The following is a 19,576-nucleotide window of genomic DNA, read 5'->3' as shown; positions in this document are numbered from 1 at the left end:
GAAATTTGCGCAAAACTATTGACAGTACCCCCTGCGGCTCAAAAGCCAAACAGGAAGCACGCTGCAGCCAAGACAAACTCCATTGGCAGCAGCCAGTAAAGCTTTTTTCTTGTTTAAAAAGTCCATTCTTTTCATCCTTTCTTCTATAGGCCAACTAATGTATTGCCTAACCATACTTGTATTATAAACGCGCATTGTTAAGGAAAAAGCATACTTGCGTAAAATGAGCGTTAAGACTGCCCTCTCTGCGTCTAAAAAATCCTGGACTTGTCACGTTTTTCCGCATTTCATCATTGCTTTCCGTAACATTTTTCCGTACTTTTCATGCCCCATCTGTAACGTTTCTCCGTATTTTTTATACTTCATCTGTCACGTTTTTCCTAAAATATAAAAACCGCACCAACGTTAAACGCTGATGCGGTAATAATTCTATTTTCATTTTACAGCCTGAGCTACAGACTGATTCATCTCAACACGGCCAACGGCGGCCACAGGCTCAACCTCAGCCTTTACGCGCTCCCAGATAACAAACTTAGCCTTGCTGAAACCGTTAAAAGTAGTTGCACTGGCAGAGGTATAGGCACCGCAGCTGGGAACCAGCAGCAAATCGCCAACCTGCAGCGGTACTGTCAGGCGTCCGCGGAACATAATATCCAGGGAATCGCAGCTTGGTCCTGCAAACGTCGCTGCCACCTTTTCCTCACCCTCGCGGAAGCTGATGAGCTTGAAATCCCATTGATCAAAGAGGACGCCGGAGAAGGTTCCGTACAAGCCCTCATTAAGGAAGTACCATGGCTGACCGCCACGCTCGGTAACACCGATGACGCTGGTAATCAGATTAACCGCCGTACCGCAGATATAACGGCCCGGTTCGGCCCAAATTTCGGCATCGGCAAAATCTTCATCCAAACGCGCATTGATTTGGCGCAGCATTTCCGGCAGATTGAATTTCACCTTCGGCTCAGGAATAGGGAAGCCGCCGCCGACATCAAGAATGCGCAGCTTCAGGCCTGCTGCCTCAGCCTCCTCAAACAGCTCACGCGCAATATCCAGCGCATGCAGATAAGGATCAGCGCTGACAGTCTGGCTGCCTACATGAAAGGCAATGCCAGCCATATCCAAGCCTGCTTCCTTAGCCTGCTGCATCAAAGCCAGAGCATTTTCACGCGCTGCACCGAATTTTTTATTCAAATCAACATGTGCCGAAGAATTGTCGATACGCAGTCTGAGCAGTACAGTCGCATCCGGGCACTGTTTTTTTATTTTATCTATTTCACTGGCGCTGTCAAAGGTCATCTTGCGTACGCCACAGCTGCGGCAGGCCTCCAGACCTACGCCCGTCTTTACCGGATTAGCGTAAATCAGACGGCCGCCATCCACACCCATATCATGCATAGTGCGGATTTCTCCGTCGCTTGCTACGTCAAAGCAGGAGCCCATATCTGCCATCACCCGCAAAATTTCCGGATGAGGATTAGCCTTAATCGCGTAATGAATTTTGACACGCGGCATATATTTTTTCAAAACCTTGTAGTTCTTTTTGATTTCCTCAAGAGAAAGCACTAACAGCGGCGTACCGAAACGTACCGCTAATTTTTCTACAGCCTGTTGGCTTATTTGGAAATGTTTTTTATTACTCATAACACTCTCCCCTTGCTATTGCATTTATTTTTTCTTCTATGATTGTACCACAATAATTTTAAAGTACAATAGGAAAACGGCAAAAAATTGATTTTTTTCAAGGAGAACGGGAAAATTTTCCAATAATCACGGATTGGCTCATTTTCTAGCATAAAATAGCGAAAATTTCGCCACAAAACATATTAACCACAGAAACATATCTGAATCCGGCAGGCAAAACAAAAGCGTTGAAATGCCGGTTAAATGACATTTCAACGCTTATTTTTTTAGCTGTATCTGCGCAAATTATTTTTTCGGAGCGGGAATTACATCGCAGCCCATGTAAGGACGCAGAACCTCAGGAACAACTACGCTGCCATCAGCCTGCTGATAGTTTTCCAGAATAGCAGCAACAGTACGGCCAACAGCTACACCACTGCCGTTAAGGGTATGTACAAATTCCGGTTTGGATTTTGCATCACGACGGAAGCGGATGTTGGCACGACGTGCCTGGAAGTCCAGGAAGTTGGAGCAGGAAGAAATTTCACGGTAGCAGTTTGCTGCCGGCAGCCATACTTCGAGGTCATAGGTGGTAGCAGAGCTGAAGCCAAGATCACCGGTGCACAGACGTACAACATGGTACGGCAGGCCCAGTAATTGCAGAACTTCTTCAGCATCATTAGTCAGCTTATCCAGCTCAGCCCAGGATTCTTCCGGTTTGGTGAATTTAACCAGCTCAACCTTGTTGAACTGATGCATACGGATCAGGCCACGGGTATCACGGCCTGCAGCACCGGCTTCTGCACGGAAGCAAGCGCTGTAAGCGGTATATTTCAGCGGCAGTTCGTCGCCGGTCAGAATATCATCTCGATGATAGTTGGTTACAGGAACCTCTGCGGTCGGAATCAGGTACATATCGCCGTTTTCCAGCTTGTACATATCCTCGGCAAATTTCGGCAGTTGGCCGGTGCCCTGCATGCTTGCACCGTTAACGATGAACGGCGGGAAGAATTCGGTATAGCCATGCTTTCTGGTGTGTACATCCAGGAAGAAGTTGATAACGGCACGCTCCAGACGGGAGCCCATGCCACGATAGAATACATAACGTGCACCGCTAACCTTAACGCCACGTTCGAAATCCAGAATGCCCAGGTTTTCACCGATATCCCAGTGAGCCTTAGGTTCAAAATCAAATTTGGTCGGTTCGCCCCAGGTGCGGATAACCGGGTTGCAGGTATCATCCTTGCCTACGGGAACATCTTCTGCGGGAACGTTAGGAATAGTCAGCAGAATGCTTTTGATTTTTTCTTCAATTTCTTTCAGTTCCTTGTCATCTGCAGCAATTTTATCGCCGAGAGCACGAACTGCAGCCATCTGCTCAGCAGCATCCTGACCGGCTTTTTTCAGCTTGCCGATCTCCTGAGATGCAGTGTTGCGTTCTTTTTTCAGTGCTTCTACCTGTTGGGTAATTTCACGACGTTGTTTATCCAGTTCCAGGAATTCAGTCAAATCAAGGCTGCCATTACGGCTTTTTACAGCCTCTTCGACCAGCTTCGGATTTTCGCGGACGAATTTTAAATCTAACATAATATAGCCTCCAAATAATTTATCGTAACTTATATTGTAGCATAAATCCCGTCGGGATAAAAGATTTTACTGCAATTTTTAATAGTCAATTCCCTCATCGCGACGTGCAAGATAGCGGATTGCCGAAAGAGCAGCCTTTTGTCCCTGACCGGCAGCACGGTTTACCTGCCAAGGCTGACCTGTGCAGTCACCGCCGGCAAAAACGCCTTCAATATTTGTTTGCGCCTGATCATCAACATAAATGCTGCGGCCGCGTATTTCCAGGCCCGGCAGGAAGCTGTTAAGCGGGTCGCTGGCACGGAACACAAAGGCAGCCTTAACGCTGTAAAAATCATCGCCTGCACGCAAGCCGGTAACCTTGTCGGTACCGGTAATTTCTGTCGGCTTATCCAGCACTACGGTAATATTTTTCTTTTTAGGCGGAACAAAGCCGGTATACAGCGGGAAGAAGAATACATGCTCGCACTGGTCTGCCAGATATTCAACCTCTTCCAGAGCATCAGGTACTGTAGCAATAGCAGCCACGGACTTGCCCTTATATTTATCAGCATCAACAACAGCGCAGTAGCTTACGCCCTTACCCAAAAATTCCTTTTCACCGGGGAAAAGGGTAGAGCGGGAAATACCGGTTGCCAATACTACGGAATCCGCAGAATATTCACCATGCGGAGTACCCAGCATAAAGCCTTCGCCTACCTCACGCAAAGAAATAATTTTGGCCTCAATAATATCTACTTCCATCTGCTTGAGATGATTTACAAAAATATCCATAAGCGCAGTACCGGAAATATCGGGTATACCCATATAATCTGTAATCTGCGCTACACTACGCAGACGGGGGCTGAAGCCATGGGCTTCAAACAGAACAACCTTACGTCCCTTGCTGGCTGCAGTAATCGCTGCAGATACGCCGGCAGGACCACCACCAATAACGGCAATATCGTAATCCATAAGTCTATCCTCCGTACAAAAAATTTAGAACCTACTATAACACTTTAATTGTATGCTTTTCTAGATGCATAGTCAAATGTTTTTATGCTTCCGGAGATTTTTTAAGTTTTTTTGAAAAAAGTGCTTGACATTTTCCTGCATATAGAGTATTATAATCAAGTAACGTGACCACGGCCCATTAGCTCAGTTGGTAGAGCACCTGACTCTTAATCAGGGTGTCGTAGGTTCGAGGCCTACATGGGTCACCACATTTGGCCGGTTGGTCAAGCGGTTAAGACACCGCCCTTTCACGGCGGTATCGGGGGTTCGATTCCCCCACCGGTCACCAAATACGGGCGCTTAGCTCAGCTGGGAGAGCGTCTGCCTTACAAGCAGAATGTCAGCGGTTCGATCCCGTTAGCGCCCACCATTTTTTTGCCCATTTTGCCTCAATATTGTAATGGCCCGGTGGTTCAGTTGGTTAGAATGCCGCCCTGTCACGGCGGAGGTCGTGGGTTCGAGTCCCATCCGGGTCGCCAATCATGCCTCGGTAGCTCAGTTGGTAGAGCAAAGGACTGAAAATCCTTGTGTCCACAGTTCGATTCTGTGCTGAGGCACCAATCCAAAAACAGCACCTGCTATTGCGGGTGTTTTTTTATTATATGTATATCTATATCTGCTTAAACACATTTTTTAGCCAGCAAGGAGTGTTATCATGTTTGAAAAATTTTTCCATGAAGTAACCGGTCCCTACATCTGGGGTCTGATTCTGCTTTTATCCCTGCGTGCCATCTTCTCTTCCGTGCGCAAAAAGGATTATCCGCACGCTGCTGCTTTTATCGTCGTAGCCATTGCTGCCGCATTTATGACAGCAAGCGCACTTGACATGCTTCCGCCTGCTATAGCAGAAATATTTGCATAAGAAAAAGGCCGCTGCGCAGCGACCTTTTTACAAACTTAAACGCCGCTTTACGCGGCGTTTTTTGTGCTTATTTTCAGTTGATGCCGGTTACATCAAAGCCGGTATCCTCAACAGCAGCCTTCAAAACTGCATCATCCAGGCCTGTGCCCTCAACAACCGCATTATTGTTTTCCAAGGAAACAACAACACTTGTTACACCTGCTACAGCAGCAAGTGCTTCCTTAACGGCGCCAACACAATGTTGGCAATGCATACCTTCAATAGCAATAGTCTTAGTCATAATAAAATCTCCTTTGCAATTACAATTTTATAAAACGCAGTCTTAGTGCGTTAGTAACAACAGAAACACTGCTGCAGCTCATCGCCGCCGCTGCAATCAGCGGATTCAGCAGCCAGCCGAAGGCTGTATAAAATACACCTGCGGCAAACGGAATACCGACGGCATTATAAATAAAGGCCCAGAAAAGATTTTCCTTGATATTGGTCATCACGCTGCGGCTTAAGCAAATTGCTTTCGCCACATCCAACAAGTCGCTCTTAATCAAAACCATATCAGCAGCTTCAATCGCAATATCCGTGCCGGCACCGATAGCAATACCTATATCGGCACGCGCCAACGCCGGCGCATCGTTGATGCCGTCGCCTACCATGGCGACAATATGGCCCTCCTGCTGCAGCTTGCGTATTACCGCTTCCTTATCCTGCGGAAGTACCTGAGCAACAGCCTCATCTACTCCCACCTGCGCACGAATGGCTTCCGCCGTCGCCTGGTTATCACCTGTTACCATCAGCACACGCAGGCCCATTGCCTGCAGCTTGCCGATAGCCTCCCTGCTCGTAGGCTTTACGGTATCGGCAACAGCAATACAGCCTAAAAGCTCGCCTGCACGGACAAAATATAACGGTGTTTTTCCCTGAGCCGCCAGCTTGTCATACCGTTCCATCAAACTGCTGACATCAACATTCAACGCCTCCAGCAGCTTGAGATTGCCTGCCGCACATTCAGCTCCCGCAAGCTCCGCTGTAACACCCTGACCAGGGATTTGCTTATAATTGCCGGCTTCCGGCAAAACAAGCTGCTTTGCTTCAGCAGCAGCAACAATAGCTTCACCCAACGGATGCTCCGACAGCTTTTCCAGTCCTGCGGCAAAGGCCAGCAATTCATTTTCCGTAATCTTTATAGGTAAAATATCCGTCACCACCGGCTTGCCCGCTGTAATCGTACCTGTTTTGTCTAAGATAACGGTATCAATCTTATGCGCTGTTTCCAACGCTGTTGCCGATTTAATCAGAATGCCGCTCTTGGCACCACGCCCCGTTCCTACCATAATCGCTGTCGGTGTTGCCAATCCCAAAGCACAGGGGCAGGAAATGACGAGCACCGAAATAGCTATCGTCAGTGCAAAATGCCAGCTTGCGCCCAGCGCCAGCCAGACAACCGCCGCAAGCACGGCAATGCCTATAACGGCAGGCACAAAATAGCCGCTCACCTTATCAGCTAGCTTGGCAATAGGCGCTTTAGAAGATGTTGCCTCATCCACCAGCGCAATAATCTTCGCTAAAGCAGTATCAGCGCCAATCGCAGTCGCTTCCATCTTAAAGTAACCGCTTCTGTTAATAGTGCCGCCGATGACCTTGTCACCGATTGTTTTATCTACCGGCAGGCTTTCACCCGTCAGCGCACTTTCGTCCAGGGCAGCGCTGCCCTCAATAATTTTGCCGTCCACGGGCACGGACGCACCGCTTTTTACAATCAGCACATCACCTGTTACAACCTCCTCCACAGGAATTTCTCCCTGCAGACCATGACGCTCGACAAGCGCCGTCTTCGGCGTAAGGTTCATCAGTGCCTTAATCGCATCAGAGGTGTGGCTTTTTGCCCGCGCCTCCATAAACTTGCCGACAGTGACAAGTGCCAAAATAACGGCACTCGCTTCAAAATATAAAGCATCGGCAAAGCCCGGCAGCAAATCAAGACGGTTATGTCCAAAGGCATACGCCATGCCAAATACGGAATACAAACCATAAATAAACGATGCACCGCTGCCTACGGCAATCAGGGAATCCATGTTAGGCGCACCGCTTAAAAGATTACGCACACCGTGGATAAAATACTTGCGGTCGATAAAGAGTACCGGAATACACCACAGCATCTGCAGCAAAGCGTTAATCAGCTCGTTTTCCTGCCCCAGAATAAAGCTTGGTAGCGGCCAGCCCCACATGCGCCCCATGTGCTGATAAAAGACAAGACCGGCAAAAATCAGCGAGCCGATAAGACGCTGGCGCATCTCCTCCATCTCCTGTGCCGCCGTATCCTGCTGAGGTACCGGTGCTGCAACATTTGCAGCATGCACTATCGCGCCAAAACCCAGCTTTTCAATGCGGGCGATAATTGCTTTTTCATTCACAACACTTTCGTCAAAGGTAACGTGTGCATTATTTTTCAGCAGATTAACGCTCATCTGCTCTACACCCTGCATCCTGTTGACAACCTTTTCGATGCGCGAAGAGCAGGCACTGCAGCTCATGCCTGTTATATCAAGTAATTGTTTTTTCATCGTGGCTCCTTTCGCTTGCTATCTGTTTGACGTAAAAATTTTTATCTGCTATTATTATAGCAAACGCTACCTTTATTTCAAGAATGCACTATTTAGGTAGATAGTATGTAAAAAGATACTGTAAAGATATATAATTTTTGCTGCGCAAGGCAGACATATGATTTTTTCATAACATCATTATATCTTAATCACCTTGCTCTTTGCAGAAAGGAAACTCCAAATGAAAGATACTATTAACGTCAACTGTCCCGTTGCCGCCACGCTGCAGCTTATCGGCGGCAAATATAAAGCATTGCTCCTGTGGCATCTGTCCGGCAAAATTCTGCGCTTCAACGAGCTGCGCCGCCTCGTCCCCGAGGCCACACCCAAAATGCTCACCCATCAATTACGCGAGCTGGAAGGTGACGGCTTGATTGCGCGCAAGGTGTACGCCGTCGTACCGCCTAAGGTTGAGTACAGCCTGACGCCGCGGGGCGAAAGCCTCTTTCCTATTCTGCAGGCCATGTACGCCTGGGGCAGCAAGCTTTTAGAGGGCGAAGGCATCTGCCCGGAATGCTCCATGAAGCCTGTGGAAGCAGAACATTGCTGCTGCCACGATAAAAACAAATAGAAACGAAAAACTTCGGTAGAACGATTATATTTAGCGTTCTACCGAAGTTTTTTATTTGCTGTTCTTTTCGAAAAATATGCAACTTCTTATTACTATCCGAAATCGCTTGATACTTCATAAATTCAGCAAACCGCCAACACAAAAAGCACGCTGCAGCCTGCGCCAAGCGCAAGCCGCAACGTGCTCATATAATGCTTATAATCAGCCGATTTCTGCTTCCTTTTCAGTACCGCGAACGTTGATTGGATGGTTGTTTTCGTCAACCATTACAACCTTCGGCACATAGGTTTTAGCTTCTTCCTCGGTCATGAGGCTGTAAGCGATGATGATAACAGTATCACCAACCAGAACCTTACGTGCAGCAGCACCGTTCAGGCAGATAACACCGCTGCCACGCTCACCGGCGATAACATATGTTTCCAGACGGTTACCGTTGTTGTTGTCAACGATTTGTACACGCTCTCCCGGAAGAATACCGGACAGCTCCAGCAGCTCGCTGTCGATAGTAATGCTGCCCATATATTCCAGATTAGCCTGGGTTACGGTAGCGCGATGAATTTTGCCATGGTGCATAGTATAAAGCATATTATTTCTCCTCCAAAACTACATTATCAATCAGACGTGTGGTGCCGAATTTAACAGCTACAGCCAGCAGGTTGCTGCCTGCCATCGGAGCTGCTACAGGTTTCAATTCCGGCAGTGCATAAATTTCAACATAATCAATATCAGACATGGACTCTTCTTTAATGGAAGCGGTAACAGCCGCAGTAATCTTAGCAGCGTCACGCTCACCTGCTTCGTACTGCTCCTTAGCAGCCTTCAGGCTACGGCTCAGTACCAGAGCTGCTTTGCGCTCTGCTTCATTCAGATAGGTGTTGCGGGAGCTCTTTGCCAAACCGTCAGCTTCGCGGACAATCGGCATAATGCGCAGCTGGATATTGAAGAACAGGTCTTTTACCATGCGCTTCAGAACCTCAACCTGTTGTGCGTCCTTCTGGCCGAAGTAAGCACGGTCAGGTTGTGCCAGGTTGAACAGCTTGGTAACAACGGTAGTTACACCGCGGAAGTGAATCGGACGGGTACGGCCGCACAGAACCTTGGTAATATCACCGGTTACTTCTACCCATGTTGCATCTTCGCTCGGATACATTTCCTTCGGAGCCGGAGCGAAAACTACGTTAGCGCCCATGCTTTCTGCCAGCTTGCAGTCTGCTTCCAGAGTACGCGGATAAGCGTCCAGATCTTCGTTAGGACCGAATTGAGTCGGGTTTACGAAAACGCTGACTACAACAAAGTCATTTTCCATGTTAGCTGCTTTAATCAGGGATGCATGGCCTTCATGCAAAGCGCCCATAGTAGGCACCAGGCCGATGGTCAAACCCTGAGCTTTAGCTGCTGCAACCTCTTCGCGCAGCTCTGCAACTGTATGTACTAATTTCATTTTGAATTACCTCACTTTATTTATAAAAGTATTAATATAATTTTTCTAAAACAGCATCGTCAATCTTAAAGGTATGCTCAGGAGCAGGGAAGGTTCTTGCCTTAACATCGGCAATATATTCCTTTACTGCTTCTACGGTAGTATCATGCAGATTAGCATACTTCTTAACAAATTTCGGGCAGAAGCCGGTGGAAACTCCCAAAAGGTCATTGCATACGAGCACCTGACCGTCGCAGCCGTTGCCGGCACCTATACCGATGGTAGCCATGGTTTTCAGCTCGCTGGTTACCTTAGCAGCCAGTGCGGCCGGAACGCATTCCAGCACGCAGGCAAAAGCACCCGCAGCCTCCAAAGCCTTGGCATCATCAATCATTTTTTGTGCAGCGGCAATATCCTTTCCCTGTACCTTGAAGCCGCCCAGCTGATTTACAGATTGCGGAGTCAGACCGATATGAGCACATACCGGAATGCCGGCCTGTGTCAGACGCTCTACGAGAGGTACTACCTCAGAGCCGCCCTCCAGCTTAACTGCAGTGCAGCCTGTTTCCTTCAGGAAACGTGCCGCATTATACATTGCGTCAACAATGCTTGCCTGATAGCTCATAAACGGCATATCGCCAACTACTAAAGCAGTGCTGTTGCCACGCATAACAGCCTTGGTATGATGAATCATTTCATCCATCGTTACTGGGACTGTGGAATTATATCCTAAAATTACGTTACCCAGGGAATCACCTACAAGAATCATATCTACGCCTGCTTCGTTCACGTTGCGGGACATTGCTACGTCGTAAGCGGTTATCATCGTGATAGGTTCGCCATTTTGCTTCATTTCCTTAATCGTTGCGACTGTTACTTGTTTGTTAGCCATAATATCCTCCAAGCAAATTTCTCAGCTCATCAGCTGCATTTTCGTCAATAGTGCCATTAGCAAGGGCCAGCGAGGTTGTCGCCAGGCCCAGAGAGCAATAGGCAGGAATTACATCTGCCGGTAAGGCAGCAAGATGTTTCGCTACCGTGCTGACATCACCGCGGGCAATTGGTCCCGTCAGGACCGCTGCAGGATTTTGCGTAGCCTGCAAATTAGCCGCTGTGCCTTTGAACAAGGGAAGCAGTGCTTCCCAGGCAGCTTCATTGCTGCCGGTCCAGCGCGCCATCAGCTGCGCCGCCATAGCCTCCACCGCTACGGCGTAGTTAGAGCAGATACACGCTGCCGCATGGTAGGCCGCACGTTCTTCAGCAGGAACACTGAACGCTTTGCCGCCAAAAAGCTCAACGAGCTTTTTGCCTGCGTCCTGCGCTTCGCTGTCACCGTCCAACGCCATATACACACCTGCAAGCTTTGTATTGCCGCCGGCAAAGCTTTGCAGCGGATGCAGGCTGCCTACGTGTGCGCCCAGCTGAGCAAGCGGAGCCAAAGGCTCCAATCCCACACTGCCGCTCACATGCAGTACAACCTTAGCCGCCGGTGTCACGCTTTGCGCTAGCTCCTCCGCTACCGTACCAATTAACCGGTCCGGTACGGTAAGCAACAACACGTCCGCTGCCTGCCACAGCTTCGCGTTATCCGTCGTCGGTACACCAAACTGCTGTGCCAGCTGTGCGCTGTGCTGCTCAGATGCAGCCGTAATGCCGACCAGCACGCCTGCTTCACGCAAGCTTGCAGCCAGACGGCTGCCAACGCGGCCACCGCCAATAATACCAACCTTCAAGATTGCCCTCCCTTCTGACCACAGGAGACGCTGTGCAAATTCAAGGCTATGGAATTGCCGATTAATGCCGAAGCATATAAAAAAGCGCATTCCGGTACGGAATGCGCATAGTTAGCCTGTTTGCGTCTTCGTCCCGGTCTTATAGATCCAAGCGAGTATTGACTTAAAAATTTTTCAGAAGTAAGCTTTACTGTTAACTGCTCCAGCTCATCCTAAATGCTACTGTGCATCAGTAAATTTTACCGCACTTATAATAGCATAGAAACGCGCAGTTTGCAAGCAAAATATGCTATAATGAAAGAAAAACGCAAGGAGGTCATCAGCATGCCCTATGTAAACATCAAAATCACCAAAGAAGGTAACGTTACACCTGAGCAGAAGCGTGCTCTCATCGAAGGCGCAACCAATCTTCTGCATGACGTTCTAGGCAAAAACAAATCTACCACCGTTGTCACCATCGACGAGGTTGATACAGATAACTGGGGCATCGGCGGCATACCGGTAACCGAAATCCGTAAAAACGCAGCAGCAAAAAAATAATTTTTTCCTTTTTATTAAGATTATTCTTCGTTAACCACAAAATAAGCAAAGATTGACAGTTATAACCACAAAATATGGCTGTCAATCTTTTTTTATGCCCAACCGACATGGTTAACCATACTATTTTGCTAGGTTGACATTAAAATCTTCACAGAGTATACTTAAGCTATAATAAAGTTAACCATATAGAATTTTAAGTTAACCAAAATAAATTACGAAGGTGAAAATTATGAGTAAAGGTCTTTTCATTACAGCAATCGGTACAGATATCGGTAAAACATACGTTACCGGCCTGCTTGTTAAACACTTACGCGATGCAGGCGTCAACGCAGGCTATTACAAAGCAGCGCTGAGCGGCGCCGAAGAACAGCCTGACGGCACCTGGCTGCCGGGCGACGCAGTCTTTGTTGCTAAAACCGCCAACATCCCGGAAAAACCGGAAAACCTTGTTTCCTACATTTATAAGGAAGCAGTTTCTCCGCATCTGGCAGCACTGCGCGAGGGCAATCCCGTAGAAATGGAAAAGATTGAAGCTGATTATCAGGCTTCCCTTGCCAAATATGATTACGTTACCATGGAAGGCAGCGGCGGCATCATCTGCCCCATCCGTTGGGACGAAGAGCACATCCTGCTCGAGGACATCATCAAGAAGCTTGATTTGGGCGTATTGGTAATCTCCAACGCAGCGCTCGGTTCCATCAACAACTGCGTACTGACCATCTCTTACCTCAAGCAGAAAGACATTCCCGTCCGCGGCATCATCCTTAACAACTACGACGGCAGCAACTTCATGCAGGCCGACAACAAGCGTATGATGGAAGAAATTACAGCGGTCCCCGTACTTGCCTGCGTACCGCCGAATGCCAGCGAGCTGGATATTGATGTAGAAGTGCTTAAAGGATTATATAAATAAAAATCAACAGCCCCCTTTAGTCTCGCTAAAGCTCGACAGTTCCCCCGAGGGGGAACTAAGAAAGTTCGACCGCAGATCTTGCCTGCCCCTACGGGGAAAGTGCCGAATAACGTGAGGCGGAAGGGGGAATAAACAATAATGACACAAAACTCAGGAGGAAGAAAAAATGAACGATAGAGTAGCAGATTTACAAAAAAGAGATTTAGCCCACATCTGGCATCCCTGTTCCCAAATGAAGGACTACGAAACCTTACGTCCTATCATCGTTGACCACGCTAAAGGCCCCTACCTCTACGCAGCCGACGGCACCGAATATCTTGATATCATCAGCAGCTGGTGGTGTAACCTTTTAGGTCACTGCAATCCCAAAATCAACGCCGCCATCAAAGAGCAGATTGAACAATTAGAGCACGTTATCTTCGTTAACTTCACCCACGAGCCTGCTATTAAGCTGTGTGAAGAGCTGGTTGATGTTCTCCCCAAAGGCCTGAACAAATTCAACTTCGCCGACAACGGCTCCTCTTCCGTAGAAATCGCACTGAAAATCGCTTTCCAATATCAGCTGCAGACCGGTCACCCGGAAAAACAGCGCTTCATGTGCCTCAGCGAAGGTTATCACGGTGAAACCATCGGCGCTCTTTCCGTAGGCAGCATGGACCTGTTCGCACAGATGTATAAACCCATGATGATGAACAACATCCATGTAAAGGCACCTGATTGCTACCGTTGCCCGTTTGCCAAAGACCGCGAGCATTGCCAATGCGAATGCTTCAAATTTGCTGAGGAAGAATTTGCCAAACACGCAAAAGAAACCGCTGCAATTATCGTTGAGCCTATCGTGCAAGGCTGCGCAGGCATGCGTATCTATCCGCCTCTCTACCTGCAAAAGCTGCGTAAGCTCTGTGATGAGTACGGCGTACTGCTGATTGCCGACGAAATTGCTACCGGCTTCGGCAGAACCGGCAAAATGTTCGCCTGCAACCATGCGGGAATTACTCCTGATATCATGACCATCAGTAAGGCACTCACCGGCGGTTATCTGCCGATGGCTATTGTCTGCACCACAGACAAAATTTACGATGCCTTCTATGACGATTACAACAAAGGCAAGCAGTTCATGCACAGCCACACCTATGCCGGTAACCCTATCGGCTGCGCTACCGCCCTTGCTGTACTCAAGATTATGAAGGAAGAAAAAATTCTCGAGCATGCTGCGGAAAAAGCAACATATTTCCACAATGCGCTCATGGATACCTTCAGCGCTCATAAAAACATCGGTGAAATCCGTCATATCGGCCTGATTAACGCTATGGAGCTTGTTACCGATAAGGATAAGAAAATCGGCTTCGACGGCGACCTGCGTATAGGCTACGAAATTTATAAAAAAGCACTTACCCACGGTCTGTTGCTACGTCCTCTGGGTAACGTCATCTACTTCAACCCGCCGCTGAATATCGAAAATAAAGATCTGGATAAGGCTATAGCACTGGCTAAACAGTCTATGGATGAAGTTTTAAAGTAAGGAGCAAATAAATGAAAGATTTGAGTATGAAAGAGCTGACTACTATCGCTTTGTTAGGTGTCTTGATTCTGATTTCAGGTTCTTTTAAAATCCCTTCGCCAATTGCCGGTGGCGAATTCCAGTTATCTGCACCAATCGCCGTACTCATCTGCGCCTGCTTCGGCTTTAAACGCTACATTATCGCAGGTATCCTTGCCAGTATGCTGGGAATGATGCTCGGCATGCACAACATCATCAACGTACTTGTACAGATGGTATTCCGCGTTGTTGCCGGTGGCACCATGGCCCTGCTCGGAACTAATCTGCTTACTGTTGCTGTCAGCGGCCCGCTCGGAACCTTCGCTGCCCGCCTCGTACTGTGGCAGGTTACCGGTGTAAACTGGATGGTACTCACCGCCGCAGCCTTCCCCGGTATGATTTTTACCGCAGTTGCTGCCGGTGCATTCTATAAGCCCGCAAAACAGCTGCTTACCAAAGTTGCTTTGCTCAGAGGCTGATAAATAGTTTAGAGAAGCCCCCTTTAGTCTCGCTAACGCTTGACAGTTCCCCCAGGGGAACTAAGAAAGTTCGACCGCAGATCTTGCCTGCCCCTTGCACTCTTCGAGTATAACACGACCAACATTTTTCATTACATGAAAAATGGGTCTTAGTATAGGGAAGGTGCCGAACATAGTGAGGCGAAAGGGGGCAAATTTTAACACTTAATTCATAAATACAAAGGAGATTTCCCTATGCCTTTATACAGCATCAAAATGCGCGCATCCAAAGGTGATTTACATGTCAGCGGCGCAGAACGCATTATCCCGCAAGCCGATATCAGCAGCGCTGTCAGCGCACTTACCGAGCGCGCTCTGCATCACGGCCTCGGCCGAGCAGACTTCATCAACGTCAAAATGGAAGAGGTCGCACCGGAAAAGCTGCAATATCTCGACGCTCTGCCTGTCAGCAAACGTCCTGCCGACACAGTAGAGGAAACCTATAAAATCATGAAGAAAATGCTCTGCGAGCTGGGATTGGAAGCCAAGGCAGATGCATTAATCGACCTTCTGCGTCACAACCATCCTATACGCGGTGCAGTTCTCTATGACGTCGCCACAAACTCCAGACTTGAACCCGACCACGAGCGAGGCATCCGCGTAACCTATATGGATGCCGAAGGAGCAGCGAGCAACTGTAGCGGTAAAAACCATTTCCGTGAAGCCATCGTATTGGCTACCAAAGTTGTTAACGCCCCCGGCATCATCGCCGAGCTGTGCCTTTCCGATGATCCCGATTACCTCGTCGGCTACCTAGCTTCCTTAAAGCATGGTTATGTACGCCTCATGCCGATGAAGGAAATGGGCAATCCGCACGGTGGCCGTGTATTTATCTTTGACAGCACCAAGGCTAAGGCCGAGGATGCTATCAATTACCTGGAAAAGCAGCGTGTACTTGTACGCGGACTGCCAGTTGAAAAGCCTGCTAATCCAAACCCGGAGCAGATTTTTGCTGACGAGCTGAAACAGCTTAAGGAGCAGAATCTTTACCGCTCCCTGCGCACCATGGACAGTGAGCAGAGTAAATACATTGAAATGCAGGGACGCAAGGTTTTAATGCTGGCCTCCAACAGCTATCTTGATTTGGCAGCAGATACCCGCGTTAAGCAAGCCGCTGCCGAAGCTGCGCTTCAATGGGGTGCAGGCAGCGGCGGCAGCCGTCTGACTACCGGCAATACCGCACTGCACGAAGCACTCGAAAGCAAGCTGGCACAGTTCAAGGGTACGGAAGCAGCATTAGTATTCAACACCGGTTACATGGCCAACGTCGGCATTATTTCCGCCCTCTGCAACAGTGAAAGCGTTATCTTCAGCGACGAATACAATCACGCCAGCATCATCGACGGCGCACGTCTTTCCAAAGCGCGCATCGTTGTCTATAAGCACAATGATATGCAGGACCTGGGAGCGAAAATCCTTGCTACCCCCTGCAGCAGGGGATTGATTGTCAGCGACGCAGTTTTCAGTATGGACGGTGATATCGTCGACCTGCCTGCTCTCGTCGCACTCGGCCAAAAGTATCATCTGCTCACGATGATTGACGAAGCACATGCCACCGGCGTTATCGGCAAAACCGGTCACGGTACTGTTGAGCATTTCGGCAATACCGTTCGCCCTGACATTCTCATGGGTACGCTCAGCAAAGCACTCGGCGCCGAAGGCGGTTACGCCTGCGCCAGCAAGGTAATCATTGAATATCTCAAGAATAAAGCTCGCAGCTTTATCTTCGCCACCTCGCAGACTCCTGCAACGCTCGCTGCTGCATTGCGAGCAATCGAGGTACTGAAGGAAGAACCGCAACGTGCGCAAAATCTGCAGCACAACGTAGAGTTTTTCTTAAACGCTCTACATGCTGAAGGCGTAGAAGCCTACTCTCCCACAGCCATCATTCCTATTATCATCGGCGATGAGAAGTCCGCTCTGCAGGTTGCTGACGAGCTGTTGGCAAACGGCGTGCTCGCCCCCGCTATCCGCTATCCGACGGTAGCAAAGGGTACTGCGCGCCTGCGCGTTGCCCTCATGGCAACGCACACCGAAGCGGAGCTGTCGCAGACAGCGAAGCTGATCGGTGCGGCAATCAGAAAGTATAAAAAATAAAGCACAAAAAGGCAAGGGCTAGGAAACAAACCTCCTAAGACCTTGCCTTTTAATTTTTATAAACCAACTTTTTCAGGCACTGTTATTTATGCTCAGCCACATCCTCGGCATCAAGCACCTTAATTCCACGTGCAGAAAGCAACTTGGCGAACACGCCCTGCCCTTTTATCTTCTTACCGCTGAAGCTGCCGTCATAAATTTCCTTCACGCCGCAGCTGGGACTGCGTGATTGCAGGATTGCCAAATCCACCTTATTCTCCAAAGCAACTGCCAATGCCTCCTGTGCACCCTTGCGAAATTCATTGTCCACACTGACGCCTTCCTTGTTCGTCACTACGCCGTCAACAATTTCTGCCGGCAAGCGAGGCGTAGACAGCCCGCCCAACTGCTCCGGGCAAACACCAATCACCTCATGTCCTTCGATAAAACCCAGCACGCCTTGATTTAAGTTATTACCGCCGTTATACTTACAGTTTTTGCCTAATAAGCAGGCACTCACGAGAATCTTCAAAGAAACATTCCTCCGTTATTCTAAAAATAAGCTGCTAACATGCCTGATGCTAACAGCTTATTTTGATGTCTATTCTTCCTTGCTGATTTCTACAGGAATTTCCGGCAGCTTGCCGTCAATGCTGCGGAATTTTAAAACCGCCTATACCGATAAGAATACGTGGATTTTTCGTCAAGCCGGAAATAATATACGCCACGTTTGGGGGTGCCTTCACATAACAGGTCTTAGCCGCAATAATAAATAAAACCAGGGAAATAATAACGAGAAAAACAATTCCATAAGTCAAAATAATTCCCCCTTTATCATCTAAATGCTTTAAGTAAATCATAACATAGGCAAAACTTAAAGACAAGGGAATTATTTGTTGCATTTTGAACATTAGCACAATGTATTAAAAGTATACGATAAAAACAGGATAATCTTTTTACAGCAATTAATCCAACAATCAAAAAAGTTTTGGGAAGATTCTTCGAAGCTTTGCGGTCTTGCTAAGTTAGGCAGAGCAACAATTTCTAAACACATCAAAATATGCTTCAAACCAACAATTAAATACCTCACATTAAAAACAAAATATGCTCGTGGTAAAATCATCATAATTTATCAGAGGACTTGTAGCGCTCAAGCTATTGAAGCGGGATAGGATTCAAACGAATTTCATCCCGCTTTTTTAGATAAATTATGGCAACATTCAACCCATAAAAGCTCTCATAGCTACTTATGTAACGAAAGGAGTTTTTAACAATGCAAATCAACAAACCCGAAAATACTTTACAAAATATTTCTGTCGGTAGCAAAGAAATCAATGCAGCGCGTGTCGCCTTCTTCCTACCAGGCTTCGTCATTTCCACCTGGGCACCGATGATTCCTATGGTCAAAGCACGCCTGAACCTTGAAGCGGATGTACTTGGCCTTTTGCTTCTGTGCATCGGTATCAGCGCTTTTATCTTTATGCCTTTAGCCGGCGCACTCGTACAACGCTTTGGCTGCAAAAAAGTCGTCATCACAGGTGCAACGCTGATGCCACTAATTTCCGTGCTGCTTTCTTGCCTGCCAAACATCTGGAGCTATGCCATTGCGCTTGCATTCTTTGGGGCAGTCATGGGCGCAACGGATGTCAGCATGAACACCAATGCCGTTATTGTGGAAAGGCTTGCCGGCCGCAGACTACTCAGCGGTATGCATGCCTTTTGGAGTATCGGCTGCTTTGCCAGCGCAGGTCTTTTCAGCGTTTTGGCATCTTCAAGCTCAAACGTAACACTCATCGCCACACTACACTGCGCTATCGTTTTAGCGTTACTGGCAGTTTTCGGCCGTCACTTACTGGATTATAAAAGCCCCGGCAGCGAAAAGGCCTTTGCTATCCCACGCGGCATTGTTATCGTTTTAGGCATTCTCGCCTGCATTTCCTTCCTTGTTGAAGGTGCAGTTATGGATTGGAGCGGCGTACTGCTCACCGAAGTGAAAAATATGGATATAGCGTTGGCAGGCACAGGTTACGCTATCTTTTCCGTTGCTATGCTCATCATGCGTCTTTTAGGCGATAAAACTGTGCAATTCTTAGGCGAACAAAAAACTGTTATCGGCGGCAGCATCGTCACGGCAGCAGGCTTTGCGCTCGTAGTTGTTTTAGATAACCTGTATCTAAATGCCTTTGCCTTCATTCTCATCGGCCTTGGTTGTGCCAACATTGTCCCTGTGTTTTATTCACTTTTAAAATACCAGAAGGGCATGCCTATCAGCGCTGCGGTAACTTCCGTAACCAGTTTAGGTTATACAGGTGTTATTCTAGGCCCCGCACTTTTAGGCTTTGTCGCCCACGGTATCAATATCAGCACGGTATTCGAACTGGTTGCCTTATTGCTTGTCATTGAAGCAGGAATTGCCAAGTACGTTTTCTGCAAGCTGAAAATGTAAAATACGTCATATATCAAAACGAGCTGATTTTAGCAGCAACGCTAAAGCCTGCTCGTTTTTGATTGCAAAAGTTTTGGGAAGATTTTTCCCAAAACTTGGCGATTCTGTATGAGGCTGGGACAAAACCACCATCTCAAACTAAAGAAGGACTGGAATTTGAGTT

The 19,576-nt window shown here is 48.0% G+C and carries 18 protein-coding genes, 5 tRNA genes and 1 pseudogene; 13 read left to right on the top strand and 11 right to left on the bottom strand.

The features are described 5' to 3' along the window. Window positions 1–435 precede the first annotated feature (435 nt). From HMPREF9443_RS06935 to HMPREF9443_RS06925, 3 genes are all read right to left on the bottom strand, one after another. Window positions 436–1,641, bottom strand: a complete 1,206-nt coding sequence (locus tag HMPREF9443_RS06935; protein ID WP_009145853.1) for a type III PLP-dependent enzyme — start codon at window positions 1,639–1,641, stop codon at window positions 436–438. 285 nt (window positions 1,642–1,926) lie between these two features. Continuing rightward, complete coding sequence (gene serS / locus HMPREF9443_RS06930; RefSeq protein WP_009145851.1) at window positions 1,927–3,207, bottom strand: serine--tRNA ligase; 1,281 nt, start codon at window positions 3,205–3,207, stop codon at window positions 1,927–1,929. A gap of 78 nt (window positions 3,208–3,285) precedes the next feature. Beyond that, window positions 3,286–4,158 (bottom strand): NAD(P)/FAD-dependent oxidoreductase, encoded by an 873-nt coding sequence (locus HMPREF9443_RS06925; RefSeq protein ID WP_009145850.1) that lies wholly within the window; start codon window positions 4,156–4,158, stop codon window positions 3,286–3,288. 172 nt (window positions 4,159–4,330) lie between these two features. Here HMPREF9443_RS06925 and HMPREF9443_RS06920 point away from each other — a divergent pair. The 6 genes from HMPREF9443_RS06920 to HMPREF9443_RS06895 all read left to right on the top strand — a co-directional run bounded on the left by HMPREF9443_RS06920 (window position 4,331) and on the right by HMPREF9443_RS06895 (window position 5,059). Further along, window positions 4,331–4,406, top strand: a tRNA-Lys gene (locus HMPREF9443_RS06920). Window positions 4,407–4,411: 5 nt separating this feature from the next. Continuing rightward, window positions 4,412–4,486: transfer RNA gene (locus tag HMPREF9443_RS06915), tRNA-Glu, on the top strand. A gap of 5 nt (window positions 4,487–4,491) precedes the next feature. Beyond that, a tRNA-Val gene (locus HMPREF9443_RS06910) sits at window positions 4,492–4,567 on the top strand. Between the two features lie 32 nt (window positions 4,568–4,599). Next, window positions 4,600–4,676, top strand: a tRNA-Asp gene (locus HMPREF9443_RS06905). A gap of 5 nt (window positions 4,677–4,681) precedes the next feature. Next, window positions 4,682–4,757, top strand: a tRNA-Phe gene (locus HMPREF9443_RS06900). A 95-nt stretch (window positions 4,758–4,852) separates the two neighbouring features. Then, window positions 4,853–5,059: a hypothetical protein gene (locus tag HMPREF9443_RS06895; protein ID WP_009145849.1), complete on the top strand. Its 207-nt coding sequence runs from the start codon at window positions 4,853–4,855 to the stop codon at window positions 5,057–5,059. 73 nt (window positions 5,060–5,132) lie between these two features. On the opposite strand, the gene HMPREF9443_RS10885 is transcribed toward HMPREF9443_RS06895, so the two are convergent. Together HMPREF9443_RS10885 and HMPREF9443_RS06885 are read right to left on the bottom strand one after the other, a co-directional pair. Then, window positions 5,133–5,339 (bottom strand): heavy-metal-associated domain-containing protein, encoded by a 207-nt coding sequence (locus HMPREF9443_RS10885; RefSeq protein ID WP_009145848.1) that lies wholly within the window; start codon window positions 5,337–5,339, stop codon window positions 5,133–5,135. Between the two features lie 19 nt (window positions 5,340–5,358). Further along, entirely contained in the window at window positions 5,359–7,617 is a 2,259-nt protein-coding gene (locus HMPREF9443_RS06885) for a heavy metal translocating P-type ATPase (protein WP_009145847.1), read from the bottom strand. A gap of 220 nt (window positions 7,618–7,837) precedes the next feature. Here HMPREF9443_RS06885 and HMPREF9443_RS06880 point away from each other — a divergent pair, with 220 nt between their 5' ends. Further along, window positions 7,838–8,227, top strand: coding sequence for a winged helix-turn-helix transcriptional regulator (locus HMPREF9443_RS06880; RefSeq protein ID WP_040565225.1), 390 nt, complete (start codon window positions 7,838–7,840; stop codon window positions 8,225–8,227). Between the two features lie 201 nt (window positions 8,228–8,428). Here HMPREF9443_RS06880 and panD read toward each other — a convergent pair whose 3' ends face one another. From panD to HMPREF9443_RS06860, 4 genes are read right to left on the bottom strand one after another with little or no spacing between them, the layout of a single operon-like run. Beyond that, window positions 8,429–8,812: an aspartate 1-decarboxylase gene (gene panD, locus HMPREF9443_RS06875; RefSeq protein WP_009145844.1), complete on the bottom strand. Its 384-nt coding sequence runs from the start codon at window positions 8,810–8,812 to the stop codon at window positions 8,429–8,431. 1 nt (window position 8,813) lies between these two features. Continuing rightward, complete coding sequence (gene panC / locus HMPREF9443_RS06870) at window positions 8,814–9,668, bottom strand: pantoate--beta-alanine ligase (protein WP_009145843.1); 855 nt, start codon at window positions 9,666–9,668, stop codon at window positions 8,814–8,816. 31 nt (window positions 9,669–9,699) lie between these two features. Next, window positions 9,700–10,539 (bottom strand): 3-methyl-2-oxobutanoate hydroxymethyltransferase, encoded by an 840-nt coding sequence (panB, locus tag HMPREF9443_RS06865; RefSeq protein WP_009145842.1) that lies wholly within the window; start codon window positions 10,537–10,539, stop codon window positions 9,700–9,702. Next, the gene (locus tag HMPREF9443_RS06860) at window positions 10,532–11,380 is read right to left on the bottom strand and encodes a Rossmann-like and DUF2520 domain-containing protein (protein ID WP_040565224.1); all 849 of its coding nucleotides are present in this window, start codon (window positions 11,378–11,380) and stop codon (window positions 10,532–10,534) included. Before HMPREF9443_RS06860 ends, panB begins: the two co-directional genes overlap by 8 nt. A 324-nt stretch (window positions 11,381–11,704) precedes the next feature. On the opposite strand from HMPREF9443_RS06860, the gene HMPREF9443_RS06855 reads away from it, so the two are divergent. The 5 genes from HMPREF9443_RS06855 to bioF all read left to right on the top strand — a co-directional run bounded on the left by HMPREF9443_RS06855 (window position 11,705) and on the right by bioF (window position 16,988). Further along, a complete protein-coding gene (locus HMPREF9443_RS06855) occupies window positions 11,705–11,920 on the top strand; it encodes a tautomerase family protein (RefSeq protein ID WP_021719834.1) in 216 nt (71 codons plus the stop codon). A gap of 229 nt (window positions 11,921–12,149) precedes the next feature. After that, window positions 12,150–12,833 (top strand): dethiobiotin synthase, encoded by a 684-nt coding sequence (bioD, locus tag HMPREF9443_RS06850; protein ID WP_009145839.1) that lies wholly within the window; start codon window positions 12,150–12,152, stop codon window positions 12,831–12,833. 166 nt (window positions 12,834–12,999) lie between these two features. Then, window positions 13,000–14,355, top strand: a complete 1,356-nt coding sequence (gene bioA, locus HMPREF9443_RS06845; RefSeq protein ID WP_009145838.1) for an adenosylmethionine--8-amino-7-oxononanoate transaminase — start codon at window positions 13,000–13,002, stop codon at window positions 14,353–14,355. Window positions 14,356–14,366: 11 nt separating this feature from the next. Next, a complete protein-coding gene (locus tag HMPREF9443_RS06840; protein WP_009145837.1) occupies window positions 14,367–14,852 on the top strand; it encodes a hypothetical protein in 486 nt (161 codons plus the stop codon). Between the two features lie 234 nt (window positions 14,853–15,086). Further along, on the top strand, window positions 15,087–16,988 hold the full coding sequence (bioF, locus tag HMPREF9443_RS06835) for an 8-amino-7-oxononanoate synthase (protein WP_009145836.1): 1,902 nt from the start codon (window positions 15,087–15,089) through the stop codon (window positions 16,986–16,988). Window positions 16,989–17,070: 82 nt separating this feature from the next. On the opposite strand, the gene HMPREF9443_RS06830 is transcribed toward bioF, so the two are convergent. Next, on the bottom strand, window positions 17,071–17,499 hold the full coding sequence (locus HMPREF9443_RS06830; RefSeq protein WP_009145835.1) for a 2-thiouracil desulfurase family protein: 429 nt from the start codon (window positions 17,497–17,499) through the stop codon (window positions 17,071–17,073). 124 nt (window positions 17,500–17,623) lie between these two features. After that, a pseudogene (locus HMPREF9443_RS11210) lies at window positions 17,624–17,773 on the bottom strand (flotillin family protein); the annotation flags it as partial. Between the two features lie 467 nt (window positions 17,774–18,240). On the opposite strand from HMPREF9443_RS11210, the gene HMPREF9443_RS06825 reads away from it, so the two are divergent. Next, complete coding sequence (locus HMPREF9443_RS06825; protein ID WP_009145832.1) at window positions 18,241–19,413, top strand: MFS transporter; 1,173 nt, start codon at window positions 18,241–18,243, stop codon at window positions 19,411–19,413. The last annotated feature ends 163 nt before the right edge of the window (window positions 19,414–19,576 follow it).

The sequence above is a fragment of the Phascolarctobacterium succinatutens YIT 12067 genome (assembly GCF_000188175.1).
Taxonomy (GTDB): domain Bacteria; phylum Bacillota; class Negativicutes; order Acidaminococcales; family Acidaminococcaceae; genus Phascolarctobacterium_A; species Phascolarctobacterium_A succinatutens.
This window is presented reverse-complemented; position numbering and strand designations above follow the sequence as displayed.